The organism is Mesorhizobium intechi, assembly GCF_002879535.1.
Taxonomy (GTDB): Bacteria; Pseudomonadota; Alphaproteobacteria; order Rhizobiales; family Rhizobiaceae; genus Mesorhizobium; species Mesorhizobium intechi.
In genome coordinates, this window is sequence record NZ_PNOT02000388.1 from 23,888 (window position 1) to 49,917 (window position 26,030).

At 62.4% G+C, this 26,030-nt stretch carries 27 protein-coding genes; 15 read left to right on the top strand and 12 right to left on the bottom strand.

The window, feature by feature from the left end:
- Positions 1-40: 40 nt before the first annotated feature.
- Both C1D09_RS32460 and C1D09_RS32465 read right to left on the bottom strand, forming a co-directional pair.
- Positions 41-1,339, bottom strand: a complete 1,299-nt coding sequence (locus C1D09_RS32460; protein WP_143977995.1) for a hypothetical protein — start codon at positions 1,337-1,339, stop codon at positions 41-43.
- Positions 1,340-1,454: 115 nt separating this feature from the next.
- Positions 1,455-3,008, bottom strand: coding sequence for a peroxidase family protein (locus C1D09_RS32465; protein WP_167514840.1), 1,554 nt, complete (start codon positions 3,006-3,008; stop codon positions 1,455-1,457).
- A gap of 495 nt (positions 3,009-3,503) precedes the next feature.
- Between C1D09_RS32465 and C1D09_RS32470 the strand changes: the two genes are divergently transcribed.
- From C1D09_RS32470 to C1D09_RS34020, 3 genes are read left to right on the top strand one after another with little or no spacing between them, the layout of a single operon-like run.
- On the top strand, positions 3,504-4,814 hold the full coding sequence (locus tag C1D09_RS32470) for a YcaO-like family protein (RefSeq protein WP_246135965.1): 1,311 nt from the start codon (positions 3,504-3,506) through the stop codon (positions 4,812-4,814).
- A 23-nt stretch (positions 4,815-4,837) separates the two neighbouring features.
- On the top strand, positions 4,838-6,223 hold the full coding sequence (locus C1D09_RS32475) for a BTAD domain-containing putative transcriptional regulator (protein WP_246135966.1): 1,386 nt from the start codon (positions 4,838-4,840) through the stop codon (positions 6,221-6,223).
- Positions 6,193-6,903 (top strand): tetratricopeptide repeat protein, encoded by a 711-nt coding sequence (locus C1D09_RS34020; protein ID WP_246135967.1) that lies wholly within the window; start codon positions 6,193-6,195, stop codon positions 6,901-6,903. The genes C1D09_RS32475 and C1D09_RS34020 overlap by 31 nt, the downstream gene beginning before the upstream one ends.
- Here the strand turns inward: C1D09_RS34020 and C1D09_RS32480 are convergent.
- Positions 6,865-7,266 (bottom strand): hypothetical protein, encoded by a 402-nt coding sequence (locus C1D09_RS32480; protein ID WP_143977996.1) that lies wholly within the window; start codon positions 7,264-7,266, stop codon positions 6,865-6,867. The genes C1D09_RS34020 and C1D09_RS32480 overlap by 39 nt on opposite strands.
- A 2-nt stretch (positions 7,267-7,268) precedes the next feature.
- Positions 7,269-9,008 carry a peroxidase family protein gene (locus C1D09_RS32485; protein WP_143977997.1) on the bottom strand — a complete coding sequence of 580 codons (1,740 nt, stop codon included), beginning with the start codon at positions 9,006-9,008 and terminating at the stop codon, positions 7,269-7,271.
- 258 nt (positions 9,009-9,266) lie between these two features.
- Between C1D09_RS32485 and gloA2 the strand changes: the two genes are divergently transcribed.
- Together gloA2 and C1D09_RS32495 are read left to right on the top strand one after the other, a co-directional pair.
- Positions 9,267-9,650, top strand: coding sequence for an SMU1112c/YaeR family gloxylase I-like metalloprotein (gene gloA2, locus C1D09_RS32490; protein WP_143977998.1), 384 nt, complete (start codon positions 9,267-9,269; stop codon positions 9,648-9,650).
- A 180-nt stretch (positions 9,651-9,830) separates the two neighbouring features.
- Positions 9,831-10,358 (top strand): GNAT family N-acetyltransferase, encoded by a 528-nt coding sequence (locus C1D09_RS32495; RefSeq protein ID WP_246135968.1) that lies wholly within the window; start codon positions 9,831-9,833, stop codon positions 10,356-10,358.
- A 118-nt stretch (positions 10,359-10,476) separates the two neighbouring features.
- Here the strand turns inward: C1D09_RS32495 and C1D09_RS32500 are convergent, their stop codons facing one another.
- Positions 10,477-11,517: an aminopeptidase gene (locus tag C1D09_RS32500; protein WP_143978021.1), complete on the bottom strand. Its 1,041-nt coding sequence runs from the start codon at positions 11,515-11,517 to the stop codon at positions 10,477-10,479.
- A gap of 355 nt (positions 11,518-11,872) precedes the next feature.
- Between C1D09_RS32500 and C1D09_RS32505 the strand changes: the two genes are divergently transcribed.
- The 4 genes from C1D09_RS32505 to C1D09_RS32520 all read left to right on the top strand — a co-directional run bounded on the left by C1D09_RS32505 (position 11,873) and on the right by C1D09_RS32520 (position 13,929).
- Positions 11,873-12,463: a rod-binding protein gene (locus C1D09_RS32505; protein WP_167514841.1), complete on the top strand. Its 591-nt coding sequence runs from the start codon at positions 11,873-11,875 to the stop codon at positions 12,461-12,463.
- Between the two features lie 13 nt (positions 12,464-12,476).
- Positions 12,477-12,902 (top strand): hypothetical protein, encoded by a 426-nt coding sequence (locus tag C1D09_RS32510; protein WP_143978000.1) that lies wholly within the window; start codon positions 12,477-12,479, stop codon positions 12,900-12,902.
- A 23-nt stretch (positions 12,903-12,925) separates the two neighbouring features.
- Complete coding sequence (locus C1D09_RS32515; RefSeq protein ID WP_143978001.1) at positions 12,926-13,462, top strand: hypothetical protein; 537 nt, start codon at positions 12,926-12,928, stop codon at positions 13,460-13,462.
- Positions 13,463-13,644: 182 nt separating this feature from the next.
- Positions 13,645-13,929 (top strand): SCP2 sterol-binding domain-containing protein, encoded by a 285-nt coding sequence (locus tag C1D09_RS32520; RefSeq protein WP_143978002.1) that lies wholly within the window; start codon positions 13,645-13,647, stop codon positions 13,927-13,929.
- 86 nt (positions 13,930-14,015) lie between these two features.
- Here the strand turns inward: C1D09_RS32520 and C1D09_RS32525 are convergent, their stop codons facing one another.
- Together C1D09_RS32525 and odc2 are read right to left on the bottom strand one after the other, a co-directional pair.
- Positions 14,016-14,585 (bottom strand): GNAT family N-acetyltransferase, encoded by a 570-nt coding sequence (locus tag C1D09_RS32525; protein ID WP_143978003.1) that lies wholly within the window; start codon positions 14,583-14,585, stop codon positions 14,016-14,018.
- A 151-nt stretch (positions 14,586-14,736) separates the two neighbouring features.
- Positions 14,737-15,870 (bottom strand): ornithine/lysine decarboxylase, encoded by a 1,134-nt coding sequence (gene odc2, locus C1D09_RS32530; RefSeq protein WP_143978004.1) that lies wholly within the window; start codon positions 15,868-15,870, stop codon positions 14,737-14,739.
- Between the two features lie 542 nt (positions 15,871-16,412).
- On the opposite strand from odc2, the gene C1D09_RS32535 reads away from it, so the two are divergent.
- From C1D09_RS32535 to C1D09_RS32550, 4 genes are all read left to right on the top strand, one after another.
- Positions 16,413-17,624, top strand: coding sequence for an amidase (locus C1D09_RS32535; protein ID WP_143978005.1), 1,212 nt, complete (start codon positions 16,413-16,415; stop codon positions 17,622-17,624).
- Complete coding sequence (locus tag C1D09_RS32540; protein ID WP_143978006.1) at positions 17,612-18,511, top strand: LysR family transcriptional regulator; 900 nt, start codon at positions 17,612-17,614, stop codon at positions 18,509-18,511. The genes C1D09_RS32535 and C1D09_RS32540 overlap by 13 nt, the downstream gene beginning before the upstream one ends.
- An 88-nt stretch (positions 18,512-18,599) precedes the next feature.
- Positions 18,600-19,268 carry a DUF1007 family protein gene (locus C1D09_RS32545; protein WP_143978007.1) on the top strand — a complete coding sequence of 223 codons (669 nt, stop codon included), beginning with the start codon at positions 18,600-18,602 and terminating at the stop codon, positions 19,266-19,268.
- On the top strand, positions 19,265-20,494 hold the full coding sequence (locus C1D09_RS32550) for a nickel/cobalt transporter (protein WP_143978008.1): 1,230 nt from the start codon (positions 19,265-19,267) through the stop codon (positions 20,492-20,494). The genes C1D09_RS32545 and C1D09_RS32550 overlap by 4 nt, the downstream gene beginning before the upstream one ends.
- A 58-nt stretch (positions 20,495-20,552) precedes the next feature.
- Here the strand turns inward: C1D09_RS32550 and denD are convergent, their stop codons facing one another.
- The 4 genes from denD to C1D09_RS32570 all read right to left on the bottom strand — a co-directional run bounded on the left by denD (position 20,553) and on the right by C1D09_RS32570 (position 23,515).
- Positions 20,553-21,527: a D-erythronate dehydrogenase gene (gene denD, locus C1D09_RS32555; protein ID WP_143978009.1), complete on the bottom strand. Its 975-nt coding sequence runs from the start codon at positions 21,525-21,527 to the stop codon at positions 20,553-20,555.
- 12 nt (positions 21,528-21,539) lie between these two features.
- Positions 21,540-21,752, bottom strand: coding sequence for a hypothetical protein (locus tag C1D09_RS32560; RefSeq protein WP_143978010.1), 213 nt, complete (start codon positions 21,750-21,752; stop codon positions 21,540-21,542).
- A gap of 82 nt (positions 21,753-21,834) precedes the next feature.
- Entirely contained in the window at positions 21,835-22,797 is a 963-nt protein-coding gene (locus C1D09_RS32565) for a cation diffusion facilitator family transporter (RefSeq protein WP_143978011.1), read from the bottom strand.
- Between the two features lie 31 nt (positions 22,798-22,828).
- Positions 22,829-23,515, bottom strand: a complete 687-nt coding sequence (locus tag C1D09_RS32570; protein WP_143978012.1) for a GNAT family N-acetyltransferase — start codon at positions 23,513-23,515, stop codon at positions 22,829-22,831.
- A gap of 83 nt (positions 23,516-23,598) precedes the next feature.
- Here C1D09_RS32570 and C1D09_RS32575 point away from each other — a divergent pair, with 83 nt between their 5' ends.
- Both C1D09_RS32575 and C1D09_RS32580 read left to right on the top strand, forming a co-directional pair.
- Entirely contained in the window at positions 23,599-24,783 is a 1,185-nt protein-coding gene (locus tag C1D09_RS32575; RefSeq protein ID WP_143978013.1) for a pyridoxal phosphate-dependent aminotransferase, read from the top strand.
- 152 nt (positions 24,784-24,935) lie between these two features.
- Positions 24,936-25,310, top strand: coding sequence for a YciI family protein (locus C1D09_RS32580; RefSeq protein ID WP_143978014.1), 375 nt, complete (start codon positions 24,936-24,938; stop codon positions 25,308-25,310).
- A gap of 33 nt (positions 25,311-25,343) precedes the next feature.
- On the opposite strand, the gene C1D09_RS32585 is transcribed toward C1D09_RS32580, so the two are convergent.
- A partial coding sequence (locus C1D09_RS32585) for an SDR family oxidoreductase (protein WP_143978015.1) occupies positions 25,344-26,030 on the bottom strand: 687 nt, incomplete at its 5' end.

Here is a 26,030-nt window from a genome sequence, read left to right on the forward strand (position 1 = left end):
TGCCTCGTGCTTTGCTAACCCGAAAATCGCACTGTCAATTTCAATGGATCGACTTAACAAGTTTGAGTTCTATCGCCACTTCTGGGGTCAACTGATCAATAAAAATTCCTCCTGGTCCGGCGTTTGAACCATTCAATTCTTTGTATTTTCTCAGGTTTTTCCGCATATTATCTACACCATCCCCTTCCGTGAATTGCGATCCCAGAGAGTCTTTGAGACTCTTGCTTAGAGACGCCATTGAGACATCATTGAACAATACGCGCTCAAGGTAATTCCTTGATCCGTTTGGGCATGGAGTCTCGGAGGCAGCCAACAGGAGACGAAGGTAGGTTGGAGAAATCTTCACGTCGGCATTTTGCCAGTTTTGGGCATCGAGGCCGGCCTTTTGAGAGGCAATGAACAACTGCAATGCCGCCCTCGTCTGATCCCCGTAAACCCCGTCAGCCTTTGGCATTCCGGCAGCCGCTGTCGACGGGAAGCAGAGAGCCTTTTGGATGTGGACGGCTCGATCATTGGTTATCGGACTGCCAGACGTGTTTATGGCTTCCCATCCCGGCGCGGGCGTTCGTGACCGAGCACGACCCTTGTCCACCTTGGAGTCACCGCCCAGCGGCGCGGAACTCGACACTCTGTCGAACGTGATCGGCGACGTTCCTATGTCGCCATCGGTTCGTTGGGCAGTGGTTAGTACCGCATTGGCTTCCATCTCGATCGCAAATGGCATGCATACGCGCAGATAGGTTCGCAGCGCATGAAGCGCCTCCGGCTTGTTCCAGATCGTCGTGCGGTAGATTTCCTGTTTGATGTCCTGCTGACGGCGAAAGACCAGCGACTTCACTGTCGTCGCGTCGAGAGCCTCCAGCAAGGTCTTGTTGGTATTGCGGAAAGTGTTCTCCGCCAGGCCAAACGCGGCCGCAACGATTTTTATCGAAGGCACCGATGAAGAGGTCGCGTCAAGAACTGACGCTGCAAAGCTACCGGTATCCGAAATCTGGGCGATGAACGAATCGCCGGTTTTAGCTTTGTAGTAGAGCCCATCCAAGAAAGAATCGCAGCGTTGATCGATATCGTACAGCCCCATATCAACGAAGTTCTTCCAGTCGTTTGTCGTCCTGATGGCGCATTGCCCGCCCGATGCCAGTCCTGCTTGAGTGCAAATGTTATCTGTGTAAGCGTCGAGCAGGACAGTGTTGGCAACAGTCTGCTTTGAATAAAGATCGGGTCCGACAGCACCGGCATAACGACGGAAGCCGTCCTCAGGCATGCAACCGGCGATAGTCGTGCAGAGCACGGCGGCGCAAAGAAAGCGGGAGAAATCGCCAAATATTGGCAAAAGCATTTTCTTTCCTCGCAAGACGAATTTAGACTTTTGAAAGAGGTCTCCCAAATACCTCGCCAGTTGAGGCAGTTGGAATCTTTCCCTTCACTCCATCTGACGGATGTCTGTCACGGTCCTACCGGTAGTGAAGCGATGGCCCCATGCCGAGCCCGTAGGAGACCAGATCCTTCAGTCTGAAGCCTGCCCCGCCCACAGGCTTCCACAAAGGATCGAGCGACAGGTAGGACCTGCCGTCGCCGAACAGCAATCCGAGGAAGACCTCCGCCACAATCCTCCCGCCCACCGGTCCAAGCTGCGGCGTGGGACGTGTGCCGCCCCCTGTGATCGGGATAGGCATGTTGGTCTTGTTTGCTGCCGCTTCGGCAAGGACATAGGTCCAAAGTGGGCAGTTGGCGGCGAAGGCCTTGCCGTCGCCGCCCTTGGCTGTGACGGCATCGATTATCGGGCCTACGACATCACCATTCTCGGGAGCGTCCACCGCCTTGCCGATAATGATGTCGTCGTCGGCCAGCGGCACTATGCTCATGGCACGTGCAACGCTCTGGCCGGAGGGCAGGCCAAGAAGCCAGCCCCGCAAGAGATTGCGCTCGCCCAGGGAGGCCGGCGGGTCGCCCGCCACGGCTTTCGGCAGATCGTGCAGGAAACCGACGAGGGATGTGTCGATCCTGTAGGCAAATTGCAGCCGACGCACGTTGGCAGGATCTCCAGTCTCGGGAGCCGATCCACCCGCGCGCTTGTCAATGTCGATAAATCGACCCCAGTCCAGAGCGCGACCCGGTTTCATCGTCTGGAAGCCGGTAAGCGCCTCCTCATGCGGCTGGCCGGCGCGTGGGAAGATCGGCAGCAGCTTGTCGTCGTTCAGCCGATAGCCGGGCCTTACCATCGAATGGCCAAGCCTGTAGGCGGCGACCGAAAACTCAACTGGCATGAACGGGAGGTTGCGCCAGTGATAGTACCGCAATCGCTTTTGATCGAAGCGGCCGTCCGTCTTGAGTGCGTCAAGGATTGGCGGCGAAACGATCCTGGAGAGGAAGTCGTTCACGACGACATACTGGTAATGGAAGCGGACGAGTTGCTGGACCGCTTCAAAATCCAGGCCCGGATTGTCATCGACCATCCGGTTGTGCACGTTGAGCATCAGCCCTTGCAGCTGCGACACCAGGCTGTTTTCATCGTTGCGGGGGTCGCCGATGATTGCTCGTCCGGCGAAGCGCGGCAGATCGTGTCCGGGCCGGCCGCCCGTTCCCGTCATCGCATCGCCGTGGCGGAAGCGGCCTTCCTTTGTGTACATGTAGGGCTGGTCGGCCGGACCCCGGCCATAGACATTGTCCAAGTTGAAGCTCGGCGTGCGGAAATCCACCAGCCCATCGGGATCGAGCGATTTGCGCAAGGTGCTGACGGGATCGAATGTGATGTCGTGATCAACGAACTGGCCAAAATAGGTATAGAGCGCAGGAATCCCGCTTTCCTCGGCATCGAGCCCATCTTTCGGCTCGTCAATCTCAGCAGACATGGCGGCGCCGAGCGCCTTGAGGTTGCGTCGGTTGTCCTGGTCGTTTGCCCCGAACGTTGCGGGTGCAAGATTTCGGAACATGCGGCCGAAGCGGCCTTCGAACAACGGCGATCGTGTTGCATCAATGCCACGGGGCGGGGTGCCATGCGCTGCCATTTTGATCTCCTGTCTTGTCGAATTTCTTGATCCGAGGATGAAGAAGCCAATTCGCGCTTCTGAGTGGGCCGCGAGGCACAGACCGGCCCCGTCCGGTCATGGCCCCGCGGCGCCGCTCTCGGGAGGAAACCCGGAATGGGCCTTGTGCCGAAGAAGCCACTTGGCCCTCCCCAGTGGGCCGCGGGGCACAGACCGGCCCCATCCGGTCATGGCCCCGCGGCACCGCTCCCGGGAGGAAATGAATTGGCGCCGATCTTCCATCGTCTCGATCGGTCCGGGTCGGGTCGTTCGGCTCCGGGGCGGTCGAGATGACGTCTGGGAACAAGCATTAGACCAGCTAGCGTGAAATCAGCGTGAGATGACGGCCACCTTCGGCTCTCGCGTTTTCGAGAGTTCGCCTTGCCTGCCTGCGACGCTTGTTGACCCGACCAAAATCGTAAGGCGAAAGTGTCAGCCAGGAGTGAGAGGGCTTTCTTCAACAGCGAGGACGATGAATTGGCCGCCGCTAATGCGTTTGAACTGGCAGCGCGATTTTGTTCAAAGCCGCAAGATTTGGCACCTGACCAGGCTGCGATGGCACGCGGGTTGCTCGGTGCGCTCGGCTACCTTGACTCTGGCGATACAGATCTCGGCTCGATGGCGACAAATAACCGCCAGGGACTGCTCTCAGCCGCGGCCAATTTTGGCAATCTGTTTCGGTTGCACGCCCGCCATGCACCGGGGCTGCACTTCTTTGGTGCGCAGGTACACCGCCGTTGGGGAGATTCGGCCTCACCCACGTCTGCCAGCTTCAGCGGTGTCGGCCTCAACCCGGGGCAAGCATTCGAGGCCTGCATCGGCGAGGGCATCGAATATCATAGCGAATGGCAAGTGCCGCACGGGACGATGAACCGCACGATAGTAGATGGTGTCGATGATTGGCAGGACGCTCGGCTGGCTGAACACCTTGACGATTTCCGCGTGCAATCCGGTTTCGGTGAAAGTGACCGATGGGTGCCCGTGCGCCGGCTGGACGACGGTCGGCAGGGCTATTTGCCCGAGACGCTTTTCATTCGCGGCGCAAACCGAAGCGGCTGGGTAACCAGTTGCGGATGCGCCGCGGGGGTGACCCACGAGGCTGCCCTGACCTCGGCGTTGCTGGAAGCTATCGAGCGCGATGCGGCTGCCGCCTGGTGGCGCAGCAGGCGCGGCGGCCGGTTGATCGGACTGGAAGCGCTTGCTGGCGCGGGCGTGCTCGATCTGCTTGCGCGGATAAGGCAGGAGAAGCTCGGCAGATGCACCCAGTTTCTCGACATATCGGGTGAGTTTCCCGCGCCTGTAATCGCGGCGCTATCCTTCGACGCGTATGGTCGCGGCCTGGCAGTCGGGCTGGCTTGCAGGCTGGACGCGGGCAACGCCCTGAAGGCGGCGCTGCTGGAAATGTGCCAGATGGAACTGGCTCTCGATCTGGCGGCTATGAAACGCGCAGAACAGGGAGTTGAAGGACTCGACGAGGTCGACCGCCCGCGGGCGGAGCGCCCCGAGACGCCTGGCGCAATCGACACGGACCTCGTCTCGCGCCTGTCCAGCAGCGTGCTGATGCACAAAAATGATGAAAAGGGCTTGAATTTCGTATCCTTGGTTGGCGAAATGCTTAAGGAGCAATACCGCATATACACAGCAGATCTGACCACGCCGATGTTTGACATTCCCGTCGCCAAAGTCTTCGTCCCAGGGCTGCAGCCATTTCCGTCGCCGTTCCAGTCGCGTCGGCTTCGTTCCTTGATTGACCAAGCCGGCCCGAGCGGCCGCGCCGATCTTATGTAGACGGAGGCAACTGCGGGACAACGATGATCGGGCACAACTCCCCAACGAGGACTGCGCCGCTGATCAGCGTCACGACGCTTGACAAGGTAGCGCTGAGCCAATTTGGGCGAGACATCGCCGTGAGAAACCGCAAATCGCGCGCCGTCCTTGCCTATCTTGCATTGAGCCCTCATGGCTTTGAAACCCGAGAGCGCATCTGCGGCTTGCTCTGGAGTGAATCGGACGAGGCACGAGCGAGGGCCTCGCTTAGGCAAACCGTAGTCGATCTCAAGACCTGCCTGGCGGAAGCCGAAGGGGTCTTCCTCGGAGACCGGCTCAACGTGACGCTGAAGCAGTCGCTCGTCACAGTGGATGTGAGTGAGATTAGGCACGATCTGAAAGCTGGAAGGATTTCGCCCGTCCTTCTGGAGAGGCAGCGTGTCGCCGAAAGCTTTCTCAATGGCCTGGACGACATCGACCCCTCGTTTCGGAATTGGGTCCTCGTCCAGCGGCAATGCCTTCAGGATGAATTTATCTCATGTCTCGAAGCGATGGCCAAGGCCGCGGCAAACTGGCCAGCGCTAAAGCGAGCCGGACAAGCCCTGCTCAATCTCGATCCGACCAACGAGATCGGGTGCCGGGCAGTCATGGAAGCGTCGGCTCGGATGGGCGACCAAGCGACGGCCTTGAGGGCCTATAACAGTTTGTGGGACCTGCTCGACACAGAGTTCGACAGCGAACCTTCAGCCGCCACGCAGGCACTGATCAGTGACATCAAGCTCGGTACGATCGAGGCCTCGGACAGGGGGGCGGTGACCGCAATCGCCGCCGAGGCGTTCGGGTCCCAAGCGCAACGGCTGCAAGAGCCCGCCGCCGGCGTGCTGCTGTTCGTGCGGGAGTTCGAATTGGTGAGCGGTTCCGTCCGCGCGCGGAACGCCGTGCAGATCTTCCGCAGTGAACTGGTCGCGTCCCTGGTGCGATTCCGCGACTGGGCGGTAATGGAGTGGGAAGGGCATCCCCCCCGCTTCACCGAGAATGCCTATTGCATCGAGGCGACCGGATTTATCGACGGGCCGACATTGCGTCTCAGCATGACGCTTAAGCAGCTTGCATCGGGGCGCTACATCTGGAGCGAGCAGTTTGTCATCGAAAACAGCCAGTGGTACCAGACCCAGCAGAGGCTCATCCGCCGCATCGCCGTCGCGCTGGGTGTCAGCATGTCGTCCGAACGGCTGGTTCAGATCGCCAGCATCCCGGACCTGTCGCTGGAGCAGTTCGACCGCTGGCTGAGGGCGCAGGAACTGACTTTCAGTGGCGCCCCGAGTCGGAGGAGAGGGCTGAGGCCCTGTTCCGATCCATCATCGCGGAGTCACCACGATTCGCTGCCGCCTACGCCGGGTTGGCCGGCATCATCAATTCACGGCATCTGATCTTCCCCGGCATCGGCCGGCGACGCGAACGCCACGCCGAAGCGCTGACATTTGCCAAGCAGGCCACCCAGATCGATCCGATCGATTCCCGAAGCCAACTGCATCTGGCGTGGTCCTACGCCATGAACGGCATGCCGCAGCAGGCGGCCATCAGCTTTCTGCTGGCCTGCGAACTCAATGGCAACGATCCCTGGACCTTGGTCTCCGCTTCTCTCGGGCTTGCCTATTGCGATGATCGCGAGAACGCGCGGCGTATAGCCACTCTGGCGTTGCAGACCGGACTCGGCGTTTCACGCCTGCAATGGAGCTATCAGGCGGGCGTGCGGTTCCTGCTAGGCGACTATGCCGGTTGCGTCGAAGCGGCCGATCGCGCCGTCGATAGTGTGTCGTACATCGGAGGCTGGAAGGCTGCGGCGCTCGCCTTGCTCGGCAATGAACAAGCAGCGCACGAAGAGGCCGACCGATTTTTGGCGCAGCTGAAGACGACGTGGTTTGGACATGAGTCACCGGAGCCGGGCAACGTCGGCACATGGCTCATGGACAGCTTTCCGATCTACAGTCCTGACGCCCTCGAGGCGCTTCGCCGAGGGCTAGCCGGGGCCGGCATTGTCGTCAGCCATACGCCTTTGCCAGAGCCCGTTCTATCGACAGCCCCGAATGGTGTAGTCCGCGATGCGTGAGTAGAAGAAACTGTCGCGGTTGAACGGCACCTTTTCGAGAATGGCATCGAAGTAGAATTCCGGAATGCCGTAGTCGGCCATGCCACCTTGTTCGGTCTGGAGCTTCTTTTGCGATTGCGTCACTTGATTGTTGGGCGGCAACCGCAGGAAGAAGACGTGGTCGTATCCCTGAACGATCTGGATTTCCTTATAGCGGTCCGGCACGACGACGAGGCCATCGAGTTGGGCCTTGAACTCGGCCAGGTCGCGCGGACGCGTGCTGGGATCCTGTGCCCATTGCACCACCTTGCGGCCGGTCGCCTCGAAGTTAAGGGTTCGGATCGGTTCGGGAAAGGCGTCCAAATTGTCGACGGGGTCAGCCATGTTCAAGCTCCAGGAGTTGTAGGCGGGGTGATAAACCGGGGCCAGGCGTCGCCCAGATTGAGCGCGCTGGCGACGAAAAGGATCAGCTCGGCCATTGTTCGCGGAATGCCCGTGGGAAACAGTCTGCCGACGAGGTCTTGCGTAGTTGGGTCGTCCTCGATCATGGCGCGCGAGGCCGCGAATCTTGCCATGAAGACATCCCCTACAATCACCGATCCGATGGTACCGAAACACAGCCCCTCCTGTTCGATCGCGGCTTCCAACAACAGCCAGAAAAGCAACGGCGGATTTTCTGCCAGTTCCGTCGCCTCGGCCGCGGTGAACGCAACGGCCGATCCTTGAAGCCAGGATCGAATGGCCTGGTGCCGTTTCCCGGCATCGCCGAGCAACGGCGCGGTCGCGAGAGCGGCCTGAGGCAATTGTTCGATCAAGGCATCGAGCCTGAGCAGGCCGCCGATGGTTCCTCGGACCAAATCGCTGAACAAAAGTCCCGACGCATTCGGATCGGGTAGTGCGGCCCTGTCTGCTTCGCTCAACAGCCCCGCTGTGGCGGGGTCAAGCGGCTTTGAGTCGGGGCCGACGCACAGGATCGGCATGCTGTAGGCGCTCAGCAGCACGTCGTTGACCGTCGGTCCGATACACCGACTGAACTGCGGCGTCGAGCCGGCGATCTGGAAGAAATGCGACCAATCGGCGATCCAGTGTTCGGAGACCGGGAATCTATGCGGGCGCGACGAGGAGCGGTTGAGCAACACGTTCTCCAGCCCTTCGCCTTCCGGATGCTGGTCATTGAAGACGTAGGAAAGCCTGACCATGGAATGGCCCAAGCGGTATGCCGCGTGGGAAAACTCAATCGGGATGCCTTGCGGCATGTCGACCAGCGGCCTGAACCCGTTCGCGTTGTAGAGGTCCCATATCGGCTTGGCGATGAGGCGCGGCAGCAAATCATTTTGCAGCACATTCCGGTAGATCGCCGTCGTGACGCGGCGGGTCCGGTCGAAAAGATACGCACCTGCCGGCAGTTCGACGTCCTTTTCAGGTATTCCGCTGCTGCTCAGCGCGCCGGCCACGGCATTGTGCAGGTGCAGGAAAAGCGCCGTCATCTGCGCAATGTTGGCGTTGTCGTCGCTGCGCTGGTCAGCGACAAGGACATCTGTCCGACCACGTTCGAACCCGTCGCTCAGGTCGGCCTGTTGAAAGCGTGGCAAGTCGCGCATCGCAAAGGGACAGGCGCCCGCGGGCGTCGTCATGGCGACCGTTGATGGCGGTGCCATCGGGCCGGTACGCATGAGCGACCTGGCGACTTCACCAGGCTTGGCCACAACATACAGACCAGGGTTCGAAAACGGTCCGCCGCCGTAAAGCACGTCGAGCAGGAGCGCCTCCTCGCGTTCGTTGCGGCGCTCTGCCTCGCGTGCAGCCAACAAGGGACTGAGCGAGGAATTGCGGATAATGTCGTGTGCGGCGAACTGCGCGAGATAGGTGTATCCTGCCGGAATCCGCTCGTTGGTTCTATTGCCCTCGCCGGCGGATGCCACACTCATCCTGCGCAGCAGCTTGGCAAACAGGCACTGAGTGGTCCAAGGCGTTTCCAGGCCATGATAGAGCTTGGCTTCATCCGCGCCGGCAACATTGCCGAAGTTGCGAAACTGCACCTGGTGCGGATCGACGCTGCCGGCGATGCCTTGAACACCGCCCGATACGGCCAGCCCGGCGGTAGTCGTGCCGCGATGAGCGTTCATTCCGGTTCTCCCCGTCCCTTGGACCGTATTCCATACGTGTCGTGAAACCAGCGTGAAATGCTACCAACTTCGCAGCGCGCGAGGAAAGTTGACGGCCCAAAATCTGCCGGCCAGCAATGCGCCGCATGGTCGCCGTCCGCCGATCCCTGCTAAGCTTGGAAGCTGCCGTACTGTATCTTTGAGTGGCGGCATAAACAAAGTGCTTCGTGCCCGCTGGTAACCTTGGCCTCGAATCCACGCTTCGCTAGAGTCCGCAATATGCTGAACGCCATTCACCACGTCGCGCTCATCTGCACCGACTATGATCGGTCGCGACGATTCTACGTCGAACTCCTCGGCCTCGAACTGATCCGGGAGGTCTATCGGGAGGAGCGACAGTCATGGAAGGCCGATCTGCGGATCGGGTCGGTCCAGCTGGAATTGTTCTCCTTCCCCGCCCCAGCGACGAGGCCGTCCTATCCAGAGGCGACAGGCCTTAGGCATCTGGCATTTGCCGTGGCCAATCTTGATCCCGCAGTCCTGCGCCTGGAAGCCGCCGGCGTCGCCGTTGAGCCAATCCGCATCGACCCATATACGGATCAACGGTTTACCTTCTTCAGCGACCCAGATGGATTGCCGCTGGAACTCTACGAAGTCCCATAAGGAACGCCGTGCTTTCCCACCAGGCTGATCGCGCCTGAATGGCTGGTTCCGGACGCAAGCGGAGCCGTCATTTCCAGCGAGCGGAAGCGGCCTGCCCGCGCCGTTGCATTGGCGCCGCCTCGGGTCGAAAATGCCCCAATGGCAGCAGTCCTATTTCCCAAACTCATGACACCAAGGCTCGTGCTTCGGGCGCCCAGCGAAGGGGATATCCCGGCATGGTTTGCGCGCGCGACGGATGTCGAATCCGCCTCCCTTGCCGGTGATCCAATTCCCAGCGACATAAGCGCGGGCGAGCGATGGTTGGCTCGCTCGCGTCAGCGGTTCGCCGACAGCAAGGCGATCCAGTGGTCCATGGACCAAACGGGAGTATCGGACGCGATCGGGACGATAACCCTGTCCTTTGGCACAGCCGACGCCAAGGCAGCCGCATTGGGATTTGTGCTGGCACGCGCGCATTGGGGGCGCGGACTGGGCAGCGAGGCGGCGCGCGAAGTCGTGCGCTACGCCTTTGAAACCCTGGCGCTTGAACAGGTGACGGCCGAGGCGGCGGCGCGCAATTTCGCGTCGCTGCGGATATTGGCGAAGCTCGGCTTCAGGCATGTCGAGAGCTTCGTCGATGAGTCCGATGGCGAGCGCTGCGAGCGTTTCGCGCTCGACGCAGACATCGGATCGTCACTGTTGACGAGCAACGCGACGCCAGACCGGTAGAGCAATTCCAGGAAAAGTGTGAGCGGTTTCCGTCCGGAATTGCGTCAAAACAAAGAGTTAGAGCGGCTCGCCGTTTCCATGAAACGGTGAAACGCTCTAGGTCCCGTGCTTGTTCAGATCAATTGCAGTTATCAGCAGCCTTAAGCGCCTCGGCACGAGAAGGTTCGTGCAAATCCGCTATCCGGCGAACAGCAGCATAGAACCTTGGATAATCGCCGGAACACAAATCGAACAGATGAAGAAACGCCGGAACCTGTTCACCGTAGACGGCGGTCGCGGCGAGCTTTGCATTGTTGATCGGCGCATCGAACCAGGCATCGTATCCCCGGTATCCGGCCCAGCTTTTGTCGCGCATCTGTCGGTAGCGCATCCGCAGCCTGTCGATCGTGGCTGCCTTGGCAGCCGCCATCTGCTGCGGGATGCGGGGACTTCCATAGACCTGCCGCAACTCATCCCGCGTTTTCGCGATCAGTCCGAGAAAATCCGCCTGGCGCTTGCGGGTCGTCTCGTAGCGGCGCAAGCCGGCACGATTGCCGGTAGCGCGGAGCCATTTCCTCACACCGCTGGTTTCGACGGCGACCGCGAAAGCCTCGTTGAACGCGGAGTCGTCGTTCACATAGATTTTCTGATGCGCCAGCTCATGAAAGACAAGGCTGGCGATGTAGGTGTCGTCCTGACGTAGCATGGTGCTGAGCAGCGGATCGCTGAACCAGCCCAGCGTGGAGTAGGCGGTGACACCTGACACATAAACGTCCAGTCCCTGCCGCTGCAGTTGGGCGGCGCTTTCAGCCGCTGATTTCCGGGAAAAGTAACCCCGGTACGGAACGCAGCCGAAGACCGGAAAGCACCATGTTATCGGCGTAAGCGAGAATTGCGGCGCGGCAAAAACGGCAAGGGTCACATCGGCCCGGCCGATGTCGACATAACTGCGATAGCTGCTGTTGTCGGGAAGCGCCAGTTCTTCCGTGGCAAAGCGGCGGATCGCGCTGGCCGAGGTCAATCTGGCGCGCAATGTCTTGGGCGTCGAGGGATCACGGATGAGTCTTCCGACATTTTTCCGCGCGGCCATGATCTGCAGGTGGCCCTCCACCGACTGCGCGTAATAGGAAATGCTGGTGCAGCCGGCCAGGCCGGACGCCACAATCGCAGCGGCAAGCATTCGAAGAACACGCTTCACTGTTTGCCCACCGCTTGCCCATCTCCCATGCAGCAAATGTCTCGATCTCCGTTCTCAAACAGGCACACCAATTCCCGTCAAGACCTCCAGGGGACAGCGGGCCGGACTTTCGACGTCGGCAGGTTGGCGATGCGGCCGTTCGCCTGCGGCACGCCGTGTCCCCTGGGTCAACTTGCGGGCTGCCGGCGTCATTCGAGAACGCGCGGCGGATGCCCGCTTCCGACCCGAAGCTGACACCTCATCCCCAGCCAGCGTTCCGGCCCTCCCCTCGCGCAAGCCTGCCACAAGCTTGTTGAGGCATGGTCCGGCCAAGGAAAACCGGTAAAGGCGGACTTTCTTGGCGATTTCTCCACCCAGCGACATCATTATGGATGTCGCCCGAGCTGCCGATCCGATGGATATCGAGGCTGCCCGTGCCGCGCTGACCAGGCGCGCGGGTGGCGCCGCCGGTGCCTTTTCGGTCGACGCCCCCGCTTCGCTAGATACCGCCGCGTCCGTCGATGCCGGCTCGATCCTGTCGCGCGCCACGGCTGACAAGGCGGCGGCGACCGCCGATCCGGCCAAGAAATTCAAGAAGTTCGAGGCGATGGTCCTGCAGACCTTCATCCAGAATATGCTGCCCAAGGACACCGAGGGCGTCTACGGCACGGGTCTGGCCGGCGACATGTGGAAGTCTCAGCTCGCCGAGCGCGTCGCCGACGTCATGGCCGAGCGCGGCGGCATCGGCATCGCCAAGTCGCTGCTTGCCGACCACTATATGGACGGCAAGCGCAAGGTGCCGATCGGCCCGGTTTCAAGCGGGCCGGAAAAGACCGAGATCGATCAGCAGACCCGTCTGTCCACCTCGCTCGTCCAGGAATTGCAGCGCAAGGCCGCCAGGTCGATGACCGGCGACGAGACAACCATAAAAACAGACATCAAGATCTAGACTGGGAAACACCATGGCCGATTCTTCCGAATTCACTGCCAACCTGCCGGCGCGCACCACAGCGCCGGAGGCTCCGATCCCCTTCGCGCGGCCCGGAAACCTTGCCGCCATCATCGGCCGCATCGAGGAGGTGGTCGAGGAAGAGACCGCCGGCATCCGCAGCGATACCGGCTATGATCTCAAGGCGTCGAACGCCCGCAAGAGCCGCTATCTCTACGAGCTGACCCGCGCCATGAAGGGCGGCAGCGAAGTCGAGTTCCTCGACCAGCACCGCGAGGGCCTGACCCGGCTTCGCCAGAAACTGGCGAAGAACGAGGCGGCGATCCTGGCGCATCTGAGCGCGGTCAACGAGGTCGCCAGCCTTCTGCGCAACGCCATCCAGCACGCCGAAACCGACGGCACCTACTCCGCCGGCGAGTTCGGCCGGATGAAAGGTTAGAGCGCGATGATGTCGGGCTCTGAATGATCAAGATCATCGCCATCGCGGTCTGGGTCTGCGCCGCCACGCTCGGCGCCGTCTTCTATTCGTTCCAGGCGGCCGGCGAACGCGGCGTCGGGGAGAAGCCCAAGCCGATGCTGGGCGGGCTGGATTACGTCAAGACCGACGTCATTTCGGTGCCGCTGATCCGCGATTCCAAGATCGGCGGCTATTTCCTGGCCAAGCTCGTCTACACCGTCGAACCGGAGCAGATAAAGAAATTGTCGATACCGGCCGAAGCGCTCATTACCGACCAAGTCTACAGCTACCTCTACGCCAATCCCCAGATCGACTTCAGCAAGAAGGCGACGATCGACCTCGATGCCTTTCGCACCGCCATCCGCGACAGCATCAACAGCCGCGTCGGCGCGAACCTGGTGCATGAGGTTCTGATCGATCAGGTCAATTTCCTGAGCAAGGACGAGATCCGCGACAACTGGCTACGCCGCCGGCAGGAGTCCGACACCGCGGCGGCCGGGACCGCCAAGCCTGCCGAAGCGGAAGCGCCGCCGGCCCACTGACCGCTGGCACCCCGACAGGTTACCTGATGCGGCGATAGGAACCAGCCTCCAGGATTTGCGTTGACGTAAACGTCAACCAGAAGCTATATGCGGCAGCGACCGTGATCGACAGAAATGGCGCATGGATTTCGGCCAGACCGAAATGCCCTGCGCGACAGGTGCAACCAGACAGGGAGAACAGCGTGAGCGTTCAGGAGATTGCCGAGAAGATCAAGGCGCGCGTGGCCAGCAGCGGGTTTGATCGTTCCGTGAAGTTCGACACCGGCGGCGACGGCGTCATCGTCATCGACGGCGCGACCGTCTCGAACACCGATGCCCCTACCGACTGCACCATCAAGCTCTCGCTCGACGATCTCGATTCGCTGATCGCCGGCGATCTGAACCCGACCATGGCGTTCATGACCGGCAAGATCAAAGTCGAAGGCGACATGACGGTGGCCATGGCGCTCAGCCAGTTGATCGGCTGAGCACGCACGATTGCCCGCTGGATCGATGAATCAAAAGCGCCGCCTTTTCAGGCGGCGTTTGTTTGAGGAATAGCGGGATCGATGCCTCAGGCGGCCAGTGTCGGCGCTTGGGCCTTCAGTTTGCGACCGCAAGCCTTCAGCGTGCCGTGCACGCCGTCGAGCGCGCCATCCACAAGTTCCAGCGCCAGCAGGCGATGCCGCTCATAGGGGCCTGGCATCGCCAGCCGACCCGTCTTGTCGGCCGAGAAACCGAAGCGTCCGTAATAGGGCGCATCGCCGACCAGCAGGATCGCCGCGTGACCGAGACGCGCCGCCTCGGCCACGGCGAGGCGCATCAGCGCCGAGCCGATGCCGGCATTCTTGAGCGACGGATCGACGGCGAGCGGGCCAAGCAGCAATGCTGCCGGGCCGCCCTCGCCCAGCCTGACATCCCACAGCCGCACCGTGCCGGCGACGCCGCCCGACGCGTCGCGCGCGACGAAGGCCAGGCCTTCCGAGGGCCGGCGGCCACGCCGCAGCTTCTCCGACGATTTTTTCCGCCGCATCGGCCCCATGGCACGATCGAGCAAGGCTTCGCGTGCCGCGACGTCGGCGACGGTTTCGGCGACCATGGAGAAGGTCGGCGCATGACCTACGATTTCAACTGACATTTCCATTTCCGCAATCCCTGGCAAGCGGAGATCTGTTCCACAAGCGAACCCTGGCGGGTGGCAAGCGCCCACCTGGGATGATCTGATCGGTTCTCAGCGCATTTTCAGGGCGAAGTGGTATCCGGTTCGCCGTCCGAAAATGCGCCAATAAGAACCGTCAGATCACATAGGATCGGAGAGGCTCGAAGCCGTTGAAGGCGACCGCCGAGTAGGTGGTCGTGTAGGCACCGGTGCCTTCGATCAGCACCTCGTCGCCGATCGTCAGCGACAGAGGCAGCGGATACGGCGTCTTCTCGTACATCACGTCGGCCGAATCGCAGGTCGGGCCGGCGAGCACGCAAGGCGCGGTCTCCGAGCCGTCATGGCGAGTGACGAGGGGATAGCGGATCGCCTCGTCCATCGTCTCGGCCAGGCCGCCAAACTTGCCGATGTCGAGGAACACCCAGCGCACATTGTCATTGTCGGCCTTCTTCGAGATCAGCACGACTTCCGACTTGATGACGCCGGCATTACCGACCATGCCACGGCCCGGCTCGATGATGGTTTCGGGAATGGCATTGCCGAAATGCTTGCGCAGCGCCGAGAAGATCGCATTGCCATAGGCTTGGGCCGCCGGCACATCACGCAGATAGCGTGTCGGGAAACCGCCGCCCATGTTGACCATCTTCAAGACGATGCCTTCCTCGGCCAGCGTCGCGAACACCTTCTTGGCGTCGGCCAGCGCACGGTCCCAGGCGGTCAGGTCGGTCTGCTGCGAGCCGACGTGGAACGACACGCCATAGGCTTCCAGGCCGAGGCCCTTGGCATGGCGCAGGACGTCGACGGCCATGTCAGGCACGCAGCCGAACTTGCGCGACAGCGGCCACTCCGCGCCTTCGCCGTCGGTCAGCACGCGGCAGAACACGCGCGCGCCGGGAGCGACGCGGGCGACCTTCTCGACCTCCTCGACGCAGTCGACCGCGAACAGCCGGATGCCGAGCTGGTAGGCGCGTGCGATGTCACGCTCCTTCTTGATGGTGTTGCCGAAGGAGATGCGGTCCGCGGGCGCACCCGCGTCCATCGCCATCTCGACTTCGGCAACGGAAGCGGTGTCGAAGGACGAGCCCATCGCAGCAAGGAGGCGCAGGATTTCCGGCGCCGGGTTTGCTTTCACCGCATAGTAGATCTTGGAATCGGGCAGCGCCTTCTCGAAGGCGCGGAAATTGTCGCGTACGACATCGAGGTCGACGACGAGGCAAGGGCCGGACGGACGTCGGGTGGCGAGGAAATCGAGGATGCGCTGCGTAGCCATCGGGCTTCTCCAAACACGCCTTTCGGCGCGCACAAGGGTGCGGACGCGGGCTGTCGGCCTCGCGAACACGCGGTGGACAAAGGCGGGACGGAAGATCCATGGAACCAGCCGGTGGAGACCCCGGAGCCATGAAACGCCGTCTCGCGGCGATGAACCTCGGCCTTGCCCGGCTTCGGTCCGCTTTGTCTGCCTTGGCTTGGATTGGGAGAACCCCGTTCCGCACTGCCGGCAATGAAGGTGTGCCTCTTCAGTAACCCCGGTCTTTGGACAACCGGCAGAGAACCAGAAAGGCCCGCACCGTCGTTGCTTCAAGGTGTCCTCGGTCTGGCGGTTGGCCGCTAAACCGACTGGAGGGGTTGGCTCCAGTTACCTTACCGATTTCCCTCACCATTCGAGGATCGGCGGACACCCACAGGCACGTGCGACTTTGGGCAAGCGCGATATAGGGGCGAACGATTTCACAATCAATAAAAATCGCATCGCAGGTTGTAAAATTTCCGGCATCGAACAATGTAGGTGCAACCGTATCCGGATATCGAACGATGACAGGCACGCACGGCCCCTACAACGCCTTCCTCGATCTTCCCCAGATGCCGGTGGCGCATGCTGAATCCGGCCCGCTCGCCGGCCTGCGGCTGGCTGTCAAGGACATTTACGACGTTGCCGGCTACCGTACAGGCTGTGGCAATCCCAGGAAATTCGTCGAAAGCGATGCCGCCTCGCGCACGGCGCCGGCCGTGCGGGCGATTCTGGATGCCGGGGCGCGCTTCGTCGGCAAGACGCAGACCGACGAACTGGCCTTTGCGCTGTTCGGCCAGAACGCGCATTTTCCGTTTCCGGTGAACCCTGCCGCGCCTGACCGCGTCACCGGCGGCTCGTCGTCCGGATCGGCAGCGGCGGTGGCTGGCAGGCTGGCCGACATCGCCACCGGCTCCGACACCGGCGGCTCGATCCGCGCGCCGGCGAGTTTTTGCGGCCTCATCGGGCTGCGCACCACGCATGGCCGTATCGCGCTTGATGGCACCATGCAGCTGGCGCCGAGCTTCGACACGTTCGGCTGGTTCGCCGACGACATCGAGACCTACGAGACAACAGGCAGGCTGCTGCTTGGCCGCGACCCGCACCAGCATTCGCTGGACCGCCCGATATCGCTCACCTGGCTGGACGAGATGGTCGATCACCCGGCGCTTGCCGAATATGCCGGGATGAAGGTGCTGGCGGGTGCGGTTTTCGGTACGCCGGCGACCTCGACCTCGAGCTTCAGCTCTTCCCCTGATGAACTCTACTGGTGCTTTCGTCGGCTGCAGGCCAGGGAAGCCTGGGGCGTGCATGGCGAATGGATCACCAGCGGCGAGCGCGACCTTGGTCCCGGCGTCGAGGCGCGTTTCGGCTTCGGCCGGGCCGTCGATGACCGCACGGCGCAGGCCGAACAAGTGCGCCGGCTGACCTTCCGGAGCGAGCTCAGCGCCCTGCTCGGCAAGGACGGCTTCCTTGTCCTGCCGACGGTGCCGGGTCCCGCCCCCTATGTCGACTCGACGCCGGAGCAGTTCCAGTCCTATCGCGAGCGCGCCCTGCATCTTCTGTGCTTCGCCGGCCTCTCCGGCTTCCCACAGATCACCGTGCCCATCGGCTCGGTCGCCGGTGCACCGTTCGGCCTTTCGCTGCTTGGCCCTTCCGGCAGCGACATTGCCCTGATACGGCTCGGCCGAAAACTTCTCGCGCAGCACAAAAGGCCTGAACCATGGACACACTGACCCGCATGCGCGCCTTCATCGACGTCGTCGAGGCCGAGGGCTTTTCGGCGGCGGCGCGCAAGATCGGCCGCTCCAAGGCGCTGCTGTCGAAATATGTGCGCGAGCTGGAGGATGAACTCGGCGCGCTGCTGCTGAACCGCACGACGCGCCAGTTCTCGATGACGGAGGCCGGCCATACCTATTACCGGCGCGCCTCGGAGATCGTGCGCGAAGTCGACAGCCTGGCGGATGCCGTGCGCGAATCCTCCGGCGACGTGCGCGGCAGGATCAAGGTGTCGGCACCGCGCACCTTTGCCGACGCGCCGATCGGCCAATCGCTGATCGACTTCGCCAAGCAGCACCCGGACATCGTGCTCGACATCCAGCTCGACGACCGCTTCGTCGACCTCGTCGAGGAAGGTTTCGATCTCGCCGTACGCATCTCGCGCCTGGAGAATTCGTCGCTGATCGCGAGACGGCTGGCGCCGTTTTCGATAAAACTCTGCGCTTCTCCGGAACTGATCGCCAAGCATGGCATGCCGACGCGGCCGCAGGATCTCGGCCATATGCCATGCATCGTCGACACCAATGGCCGCGGGCTGAACAACTGGCCGTTCAAGGGCGACAACAACGATCAGCTGAGCGTCGCCGTGTCTGGTCCGATCGAGGTCAACAGCCCGATGGCGGCCCGCGCCGCCGCCGTGTCGGGACTCGGATTTTGCGTCCTGCCGGATTTCATCGCCGGACCCGATCTTGCCAGCGGCCGGCTGGTGACGGTGCTCGACGACCGCATCCTGTCCGGCGGCGGCATCTTCGCCGTCTACCCGCACCGCCGCTATCTGCCGGCCAAGGTCCGTGTTTTCGTCGACTTCCTGGTGCAGTGGTTCAGGACGCGTGAGGTCGCTTGACCGGCCTTCGTCGCGTCGCGGTCCCATTTTCGCCCGCTTTCTGGTAACTCTCGATATCTCTCCGAGGCCGATGGAATCGCGACCGAGAATGCATCTGAAACGGCACGCAATCATGCTGGCTTCGGCCTTGGCGGCGACCTTTGCCGCGACGGGACCGGCCTACGTCCATCCGCACGTCTTCGCCGAGGCGCGCCTGGACGTCATCTTGTCCCCGGATCACCAAAGTGTGAAAGCGCTACGTCATCTCTGGCGCTTCGACGACCTGTTTTCGAGTACGGTGATGATGGAGTTCGACAAGAACTCCGACCTGAAGCTTGACGACAAGGAGCTGAAGGATGTCGCCGACACCGTTCATGCCTCGCTCGCCGAATTCAACTATTTCCAGCTCGTTACGCAGAACGGCAAGGACGTGGCGATGGTGCCGCCCCCACACCTGATGGCCAATTTCGAAAACGACCAGCTGATCATCCTGTTCGAGTCCGAACCCAAGGAGCCGATCAAGCTGACCGGCACGATCGACATCGGCGTGTACGATCCGACCTTCTACACGGCGATCGACTTCACCGAGGATTCCAACATCACCGTTGCAGGCCTGCCGTCGAATTGCACCAGCAAGGTGATCCGTCCGGACCCTGACGAAGCCATCAAGGAAAACCAGAAGACCCTGACGGATGCCTTCTTCAACGACCCGACAGGCACCGACATGAGCAAGATCTTTGCCACCAAGCTCGAACTGACCTGTCAACCAGAAGGATGAAGCCGGTGACGAAACCGTCCCTGCGTTTGGCATTCGGCCTGTTGGCCCTCACCTTTGCCGCGATGCATTTCGCCAACGCCGCTCACGCCCAGTCCTCCCTCGGCATCGGCGTCAATGACGGCATGGCGCCCACCACCGGTCCGTTCGCCCACATCCTGATGTGGATCAACCTGCGGCAACAGGAATTCTACCGCGCGCTGGCGACGGCCATGAAGGCGATGCGCCAGGACAACAGCAAGCTCTGGGTGCTCATCGGCCTGTCCTTCGCCTATGGCATTTTCCATGCCGCCGGCCCCGGCCACGGCAAGGCGGTGATCTCGTCCTACATGGTGGCCAATGAAGTGGCGCTGCGGCGCGGCATCGTGTTGTCCTTCGTCTCGGCACTGCTCCAGGGTCTGACGGCGATCGCGGTCATGCTGCTTGCCTATTTCGTCCTGCGCGGCACCACCATCTCGATGACCGACGCGGCTTGGTTCATGGAGATCATGAGCTTTGCCCTCGTCACCCTGTTCGGTGCCTGGCTGCTGTGGCGCAAGCTCGGCCCGTCCATCCTGCGCCTGTTCGGCAGGGCGCCCGCCTACAGCCTGTCGGCGGCGCACGCCGGCCATTCGCATGCCGGTCACGCGCACGCTGGGCATTCTCACGCGGGTCATTCCCACGCCGGCCATTCGCATGCCGCGCACAGCCATTCGGCGCACGCCCATTCGCACACGCTGCATCGGCATGATGACCACGACCACGGCCATGACCATTCGCGCGACCATCACGACCACGCCGCGCATGACCACCATCACGACCATGGCGCGCACGACCATGCGCATCACGATCACGCGGCGGGCGAGGTCTGCGAAACCTGCGGCCACTCGCATGCGCCCGACCCGGCGCTGCTGTCGGGCGACCGTTTCGACTGGCGCACCGCCTGGTCGGCGGTGGCGGCTGTCGGCATACGCCCCTGCTCCGGCGCGCTGATCGTTTTGAGCTTCGCGCTCCTCAACGGGCTCTGGCTCGGCGGCCTGCTGTCGGTGCTGGCAATGTCGCTGGGCACCGCGATCACCGTCTCGGCGCTGGCAACGCTTGCCGTGACCGCCAAGAACTGGGCGGTGTACTTCGCTGGCGACGGCCGCATGGGCAACCGCATCCACTCGATCGTCGAGATCGGCGGCGCGGCTTTCGTCTTTCTGTTCGGGTTGTTGCTGCTGTCGGCGAGCCTGACAGGCAGCGTTTGACCGCAAGGAGCACCCGAAGGTGCGTCGAGATTCAGGTCAGGCCGGCCTCACCTGAATATCAATACACTTTGCCGCCCAGTTCATCCTCGATGTGGGCGCGGATGATCTCGTCAAAACTCTTCTCGGCGCTGAAGCCGAGCTCCCGTGACCGCTTTGCCTCGAAACGGGTCGGCCAGCCCTTGACGATCGCCCAGATTGTCGCGTCCGGCACCTCGCGGATCAGGCCTGCCGTCTTCGTTCCGGCGATACGTTCCAGCGCCTCGATCTGCTCGCCGACGGTGACGGCCACGCCGGGCATCGTCAGATTGCGGCGCGGCCCGACGGCACCGCCGTCTATCTCCGCCGCATGGATCAGGAAATTCACCGCCGAACGCGGGCTGGCATGGGTATGCACGACCGTGCGCGGCACCGGCAGGATCGCCTCTTGCCCGCTCAAGGGCTCGCGGATGATGCCGGAGAAGAAGCCCGAGGCCGCCTTGTTCGGCTTGCCGGGCCGCACGCAGATGGTGGGCAGCCGGATGCCGATTCCGTCGAAGAAGCCGCGCCTGGAATAGTCGGCGAGCAGCGCCTCGCTCATCTGCTTCTGCGTGCCGTAGGAGGTCAGCGGCGTCGGATGGAAGTCATCGGGAATGACATCCGGGAACGGTGCGCCGAACACGGCGATCGACGAGGTGAAGACCACGCGCGGCGCAAAACCCGCCAGCCGGATGGCGTCGAACAGCGCTCGCGTGCCGTCGAGATTGACGCGGTAGCCAAGTTCAAAATTCGCTTCCGCCTCGCCCGACACGATGCCAGCGAGGTGGAAGACCACATCGGGGCGCGAGGCGACCAGGCTTTCGACCGCGCCGGCTTCCGCAAGGTCGCCGGTATGGATATTGATGGTGACGCCCTCCATGGCCGGAGCCTGCGGCGGCACGATGTCGTGCAGATCGAGCGCGGTGATCTTTTCGGTCCGCAGCGTGCCGTCCTTGGCCAGCCGGGCGATGAGTTTGCGGCCGACCATGCCCGCGGCGCCGGTGATCAGAATGCGCATGTCAAAATTCCCTTACTTGCCCTTATTTTTGCGCTGGCTGCGTGCGCGCAGCCAGAACACGAGGAAGAACGCCAGCACGAAGACAATGCCGAATATACCGGCGAGCACGGTCGAAAGGCTGCCGAGTGCCAGCATCACCGTTGGCAGGTAGAAGGCGGCAATGCCGAACAGCAGCATGATCCACAGCGCTGCGATCGCAGCATTCCTGGTGTCGCGGTCCATCATGCAGCACCGGGGCAGCGCGCATTCGACAAGCTGGCTTTCAAAGCTGTGGAACTCCTGAGGCGGGGCCGGTTATCGACCGGGCTTAGTGATGGTGGCTACGATGCGCGGGGCCAGCGTGCTCATGCTCATGATCGTGGTCGTCGGCGCATTGGCCGAATTCCGGTTCCACGGTTGCATGGCTGATGCCGTGCTCGCTGGCAAGCCGCTTCTTGACGGCGCTGACCGCCCTGTGCGCATCGACGCCCTCATCAAGGCAGGCATGGAGCGTCGCCATGTTGCTTGATCCATCGATCGACCAGACATGCATATGATGTACTTCGCGTACGCCTTGGATCGTGGTTTCCAGGTCCCTTGCGATGAGATCGCGGTCGAGGGTTGGCGGGACGCCCTCGAGCAGCACATGGGCGGCGGCGCGCATCAGCGACCAGGCCGTCGACAGGATCAGCAGCGAGACCAGCACGGACAGGATCGGGTCGATCGGCGTCCAGCCGGTCGCCAGGATGACGATGGCTGCCACGATCGCGGCCGCCGATCCGAGCAGATCACCCAGCACGTGCAGTATGGCGCCGCGCATGTTGAGGCTCTCACGGTCGCCGCCATGCAGCACCAGGAAGGAGCCAATATTGACCAGCAGGCCCAGGATCGCCACCACCAGCATCGGTCCGCCCAGCACCGGCGCCGGTGTGAGCAGGCGCTGCCAGGCCTCGTAGACGATCCACAGCGCGATGACGAAAATGGCGATGCCGTTGGTATAGGCGACCAGTGTCTTGACCCTGCCGAAGCCATAGGTCAGCTGGCCGGTAGCCGGCCGCCCGGCAAGATGGAAGGCATACCAGGCAAGGCCGAGCGCGATGGCGTCGGCCAGCATGTGCCCGGCATCGGCCAGCAGCGCCAGCGAGCCGGTGAAGAGGCCGCCAAGCGCTTCCGCCACCATGAAGCCCGCCGTCAGGCAGGCGGCGATCAGCACACGTTTCTTGTCGGTAGAGCCATGCACATGGCCGGCGCCACCGTGATCATGGCCGCTATGGTCGTGGGAATGCGCCAATGGCAGCTCCTGTCATGCGCCCAAGCCGGACTTAAGCGCCAAATTCCGCGCGACAATCCTCGAGCCGTCGCTTCTGCTGTCCGTCGGCGTCGAAATTGGCCGGGTCGAGCCACGCTACATAGGCTTTGCGCAGGGCCGGCCATTCCTTGTCGATAATCGAATACCATGCGGTATCGCGGTTTTCACCCTTGACGATGAGGTGCTGGCGGAAAATGCCTTCGAACTTGAAGCCGAACCGTTCCGCGGCCCGCTTCGACGGCTCGTTGCGATTGTTGCACTTCCATTCGTAGCGGCGGTAGCCGAGTTCCTCGAAGACGTATTTCATGAACAGGAACTGCGCTTCCGTCGCGCCCGGCTTGCGCGAGATCAGCGGCCCCCAATAGATGTTGCCGATCTCGATAACGCCGTAAGCGGGATCGATGCGCATCAGCGTCTGGCGTCCGGCGACCTTGCCGCTGGCCTTGTCTATGACCGCAAAGAACAGCGGGTCTTCGCTCGCCTCGACCTTGTCCAGCCAGGGTTGGAAGGCGGCGCGGGTTTCCGGCGGATAGTCGGGCAGCCAGGCGAAGCGGCTGTCGACATCGGACACGGAAGACGCTTCATAGAGCCCGTCACCGTGCTTTGCCGCGCTCAGCGGTTCGAGCCTGACATAGCGGCCGTCGATCGCCTTGCGCTCGGGTCGTGGACGCGGCTGCCAATCTTTGAGATTTTCCGACACCGAAGACTCCAATCCGTTTGACTTTTGCGGGCCGAAGCTCACAAAAACGCAACCCCACAGTAAGAACCACACGGACGGGAAAAATGCTCCACACGATTTCGGCCTTCGACCGTCTCGGCGAGGAAAATGCCTTCGCGGTGCTGGCGCGGGCGACCGCATTGGCCCAACAGGGTCGAGACATCGTCAATCTCGGCATCGGCCAGCCCGACTTCAAGACGCCGCAGCACATCGTCGAGGCAGCCATCAAGGCGCTGCGCGACGGCCACCACGGCTACACGCCCGCCAACGGGCTTCTGGCGACGCGCGAGGCGGTGGTGCGGCGCACGCTGACCACCACCGGCGTCGAGGTCTCGCCCGAAACGGTGATGATCCTGCCCGGCGGCAAACCGACCATGTTCGCCGCCATCCTGATGTTCGGCGAACCCGGCGCCGAGATCCTCTATCCCGATCCCGGCTTTCCCATCTACCGCTCCATGATCGAATTCACCGGCGCAGCGCCCGTTCCCGTGCCGATGCGCGAGGAAAACGGCTTTGCCTTTTCGGCCGAGGAAACGCTGGCACTGATCACCTCCAAGACCAGGCTGTTGATCCTCAACTCGCCGGCCAACCCGACCGGCGGCGTCACGCCGCGCGCCGAGATAGAGAAGCTGGTCAAGGGGCTTGAGAAACATCCCGATGTCGCCATCCTCTCCGACGAGATCTACGACGTGATGACCTATGACGGCGAGACGCATTGCTCGCTGCTCGGCTATCCTGAAATCCGCGACCGGCTGATCGTGCTCAATGGCTGGTCCAAGACCTGGGCGATGACCGGCTGGCGCATGGGCTGGTCGATCTGGCCGAACGGCGACAAGGGCGCCCACCTCTACGACAAGGTGCGCAAGCTGGCGGTCAATTGCTGGTCCTGCGTCAACGCGCCGAGCCAGTACGCCGGCATCGCGGCCATCGACGGCCCGCAAGACGACGTAGACACGATGATGCGTGCCTTCGACCGCCGCAGGAAGGTCGTGGTCGAAGGGCTGAATGCCTTGCCCAACATTTCCTGCATCACGCCGAAGGGCGCGTTCTACGCCTTCCCCAATGTCTCGAAGACCGGCTGGAAGGCAAAGAAGCTCGCATCCGCGCTGCTCGATGACGCCGGCGTGGCGCTGATCGGCGGCCCCGATTTCGGCATTCTCGGCGAAGGCTATGTCAGGCTCTCCTACGCCAACTCCGAGGAGAACATCCTGCGCGCGTTGGACCGGATCGGGGCCTTCCTCGCCAAGTGAGCTTCGACGAAGGCCGGAGCCCTTTCCCAAATAGTGCGCGGTCGGCCGACATGTCGGTGTCATGATCCGTCGGCAGGCTCGCGGCCAAGACTGTGCGTGCAGGTCGGGAGCGGCTACCGTCCAACGATCAGGATCGGAGTGAGGTTCCTCAGATGTTTTATGCAATCCTTGCCTATCACGTGGAAGATGCGATCAAGGCGCTGACGCCGCAGGAAGATGCGGCGCTGATGGCCGACCTGCTTGAGATCAACACACGGCTTCGTGTGGAAGGCACACTTGGACCGTCGGCGCGTCTGGGGGCGACGCAGGATGCCTTCACCCTGCGCGGCCCGGGCGACGGCGTGGTTATCGACGGCCCTTTTGCCGAGACCAAGGAACAATTGCTCGGCCTCTATGTCGTCGACTGTGCCACGCGGGACGAGACCGTCGCGATCGCGCGCGACCTCCGTCGTGTCAATCCGACCGCCGTCTACGAGATCAGGCCCATTCTGCTTTTCACGCCCGGCGCGCCGCTGGCGGGCAAATGAGCCGGCGGCGGAGGCCCTGCCGGCGTCCGCCGCTCACCCGCGCCCGACGAACGGCATCTTGGTCGCCATCACGGTCATGAACAGTACGTTCGCCTCGAGCGGCAGGCTGGCCATGTGCACGACGGCATCGGCAACATGCTGGACATCCATCACCGCTTCGGCGGCGATCGAGCCATTGGCCTGCGGTACCCCGACGGTCATCGGCTGCGCCATGTCAGTCAGCGCGTTGCCGATGTCGATCTGGCCGCAGGCGATGTCGTAGGGACGGCCGTCGAGCGCCAGCGTCTTGGTCAGCCCCGTAATGGCATGCTTGGTCGCCGTATAGGGCACCGAGCCCGGCCGCGGCGCGTAGGCCGACACCGAGCCGTTGTTGATGATGCGGCCGCCCATCGGCCGCTGCTTGCGCATGGCACCGAAGGCGGCGCGGGCGCACAGGAACGAACCGGTGAGGTTGACGCCGACAATATCGTTCCACACCTCGACCGGGATCTCGTCGATCGGCGTCGACTTGTAACCCATGCCGGCATTGTTGAAGAGCAGGTCGACGCGGCCAAAGGCTTCCGCCACCGTCTCGAACAGATCGTCGACTTCACCGGCCTTGCTGATGTCGCAGGCGACCGCCAATGCCTTGGCCTCGGTTCGGCCGGCTTCGACGATCGCGGCATCCAGCACCGCCTTGCGGCGGCCGCAGAACACCGTGTTCCAGCCGGCCTTGAGCAG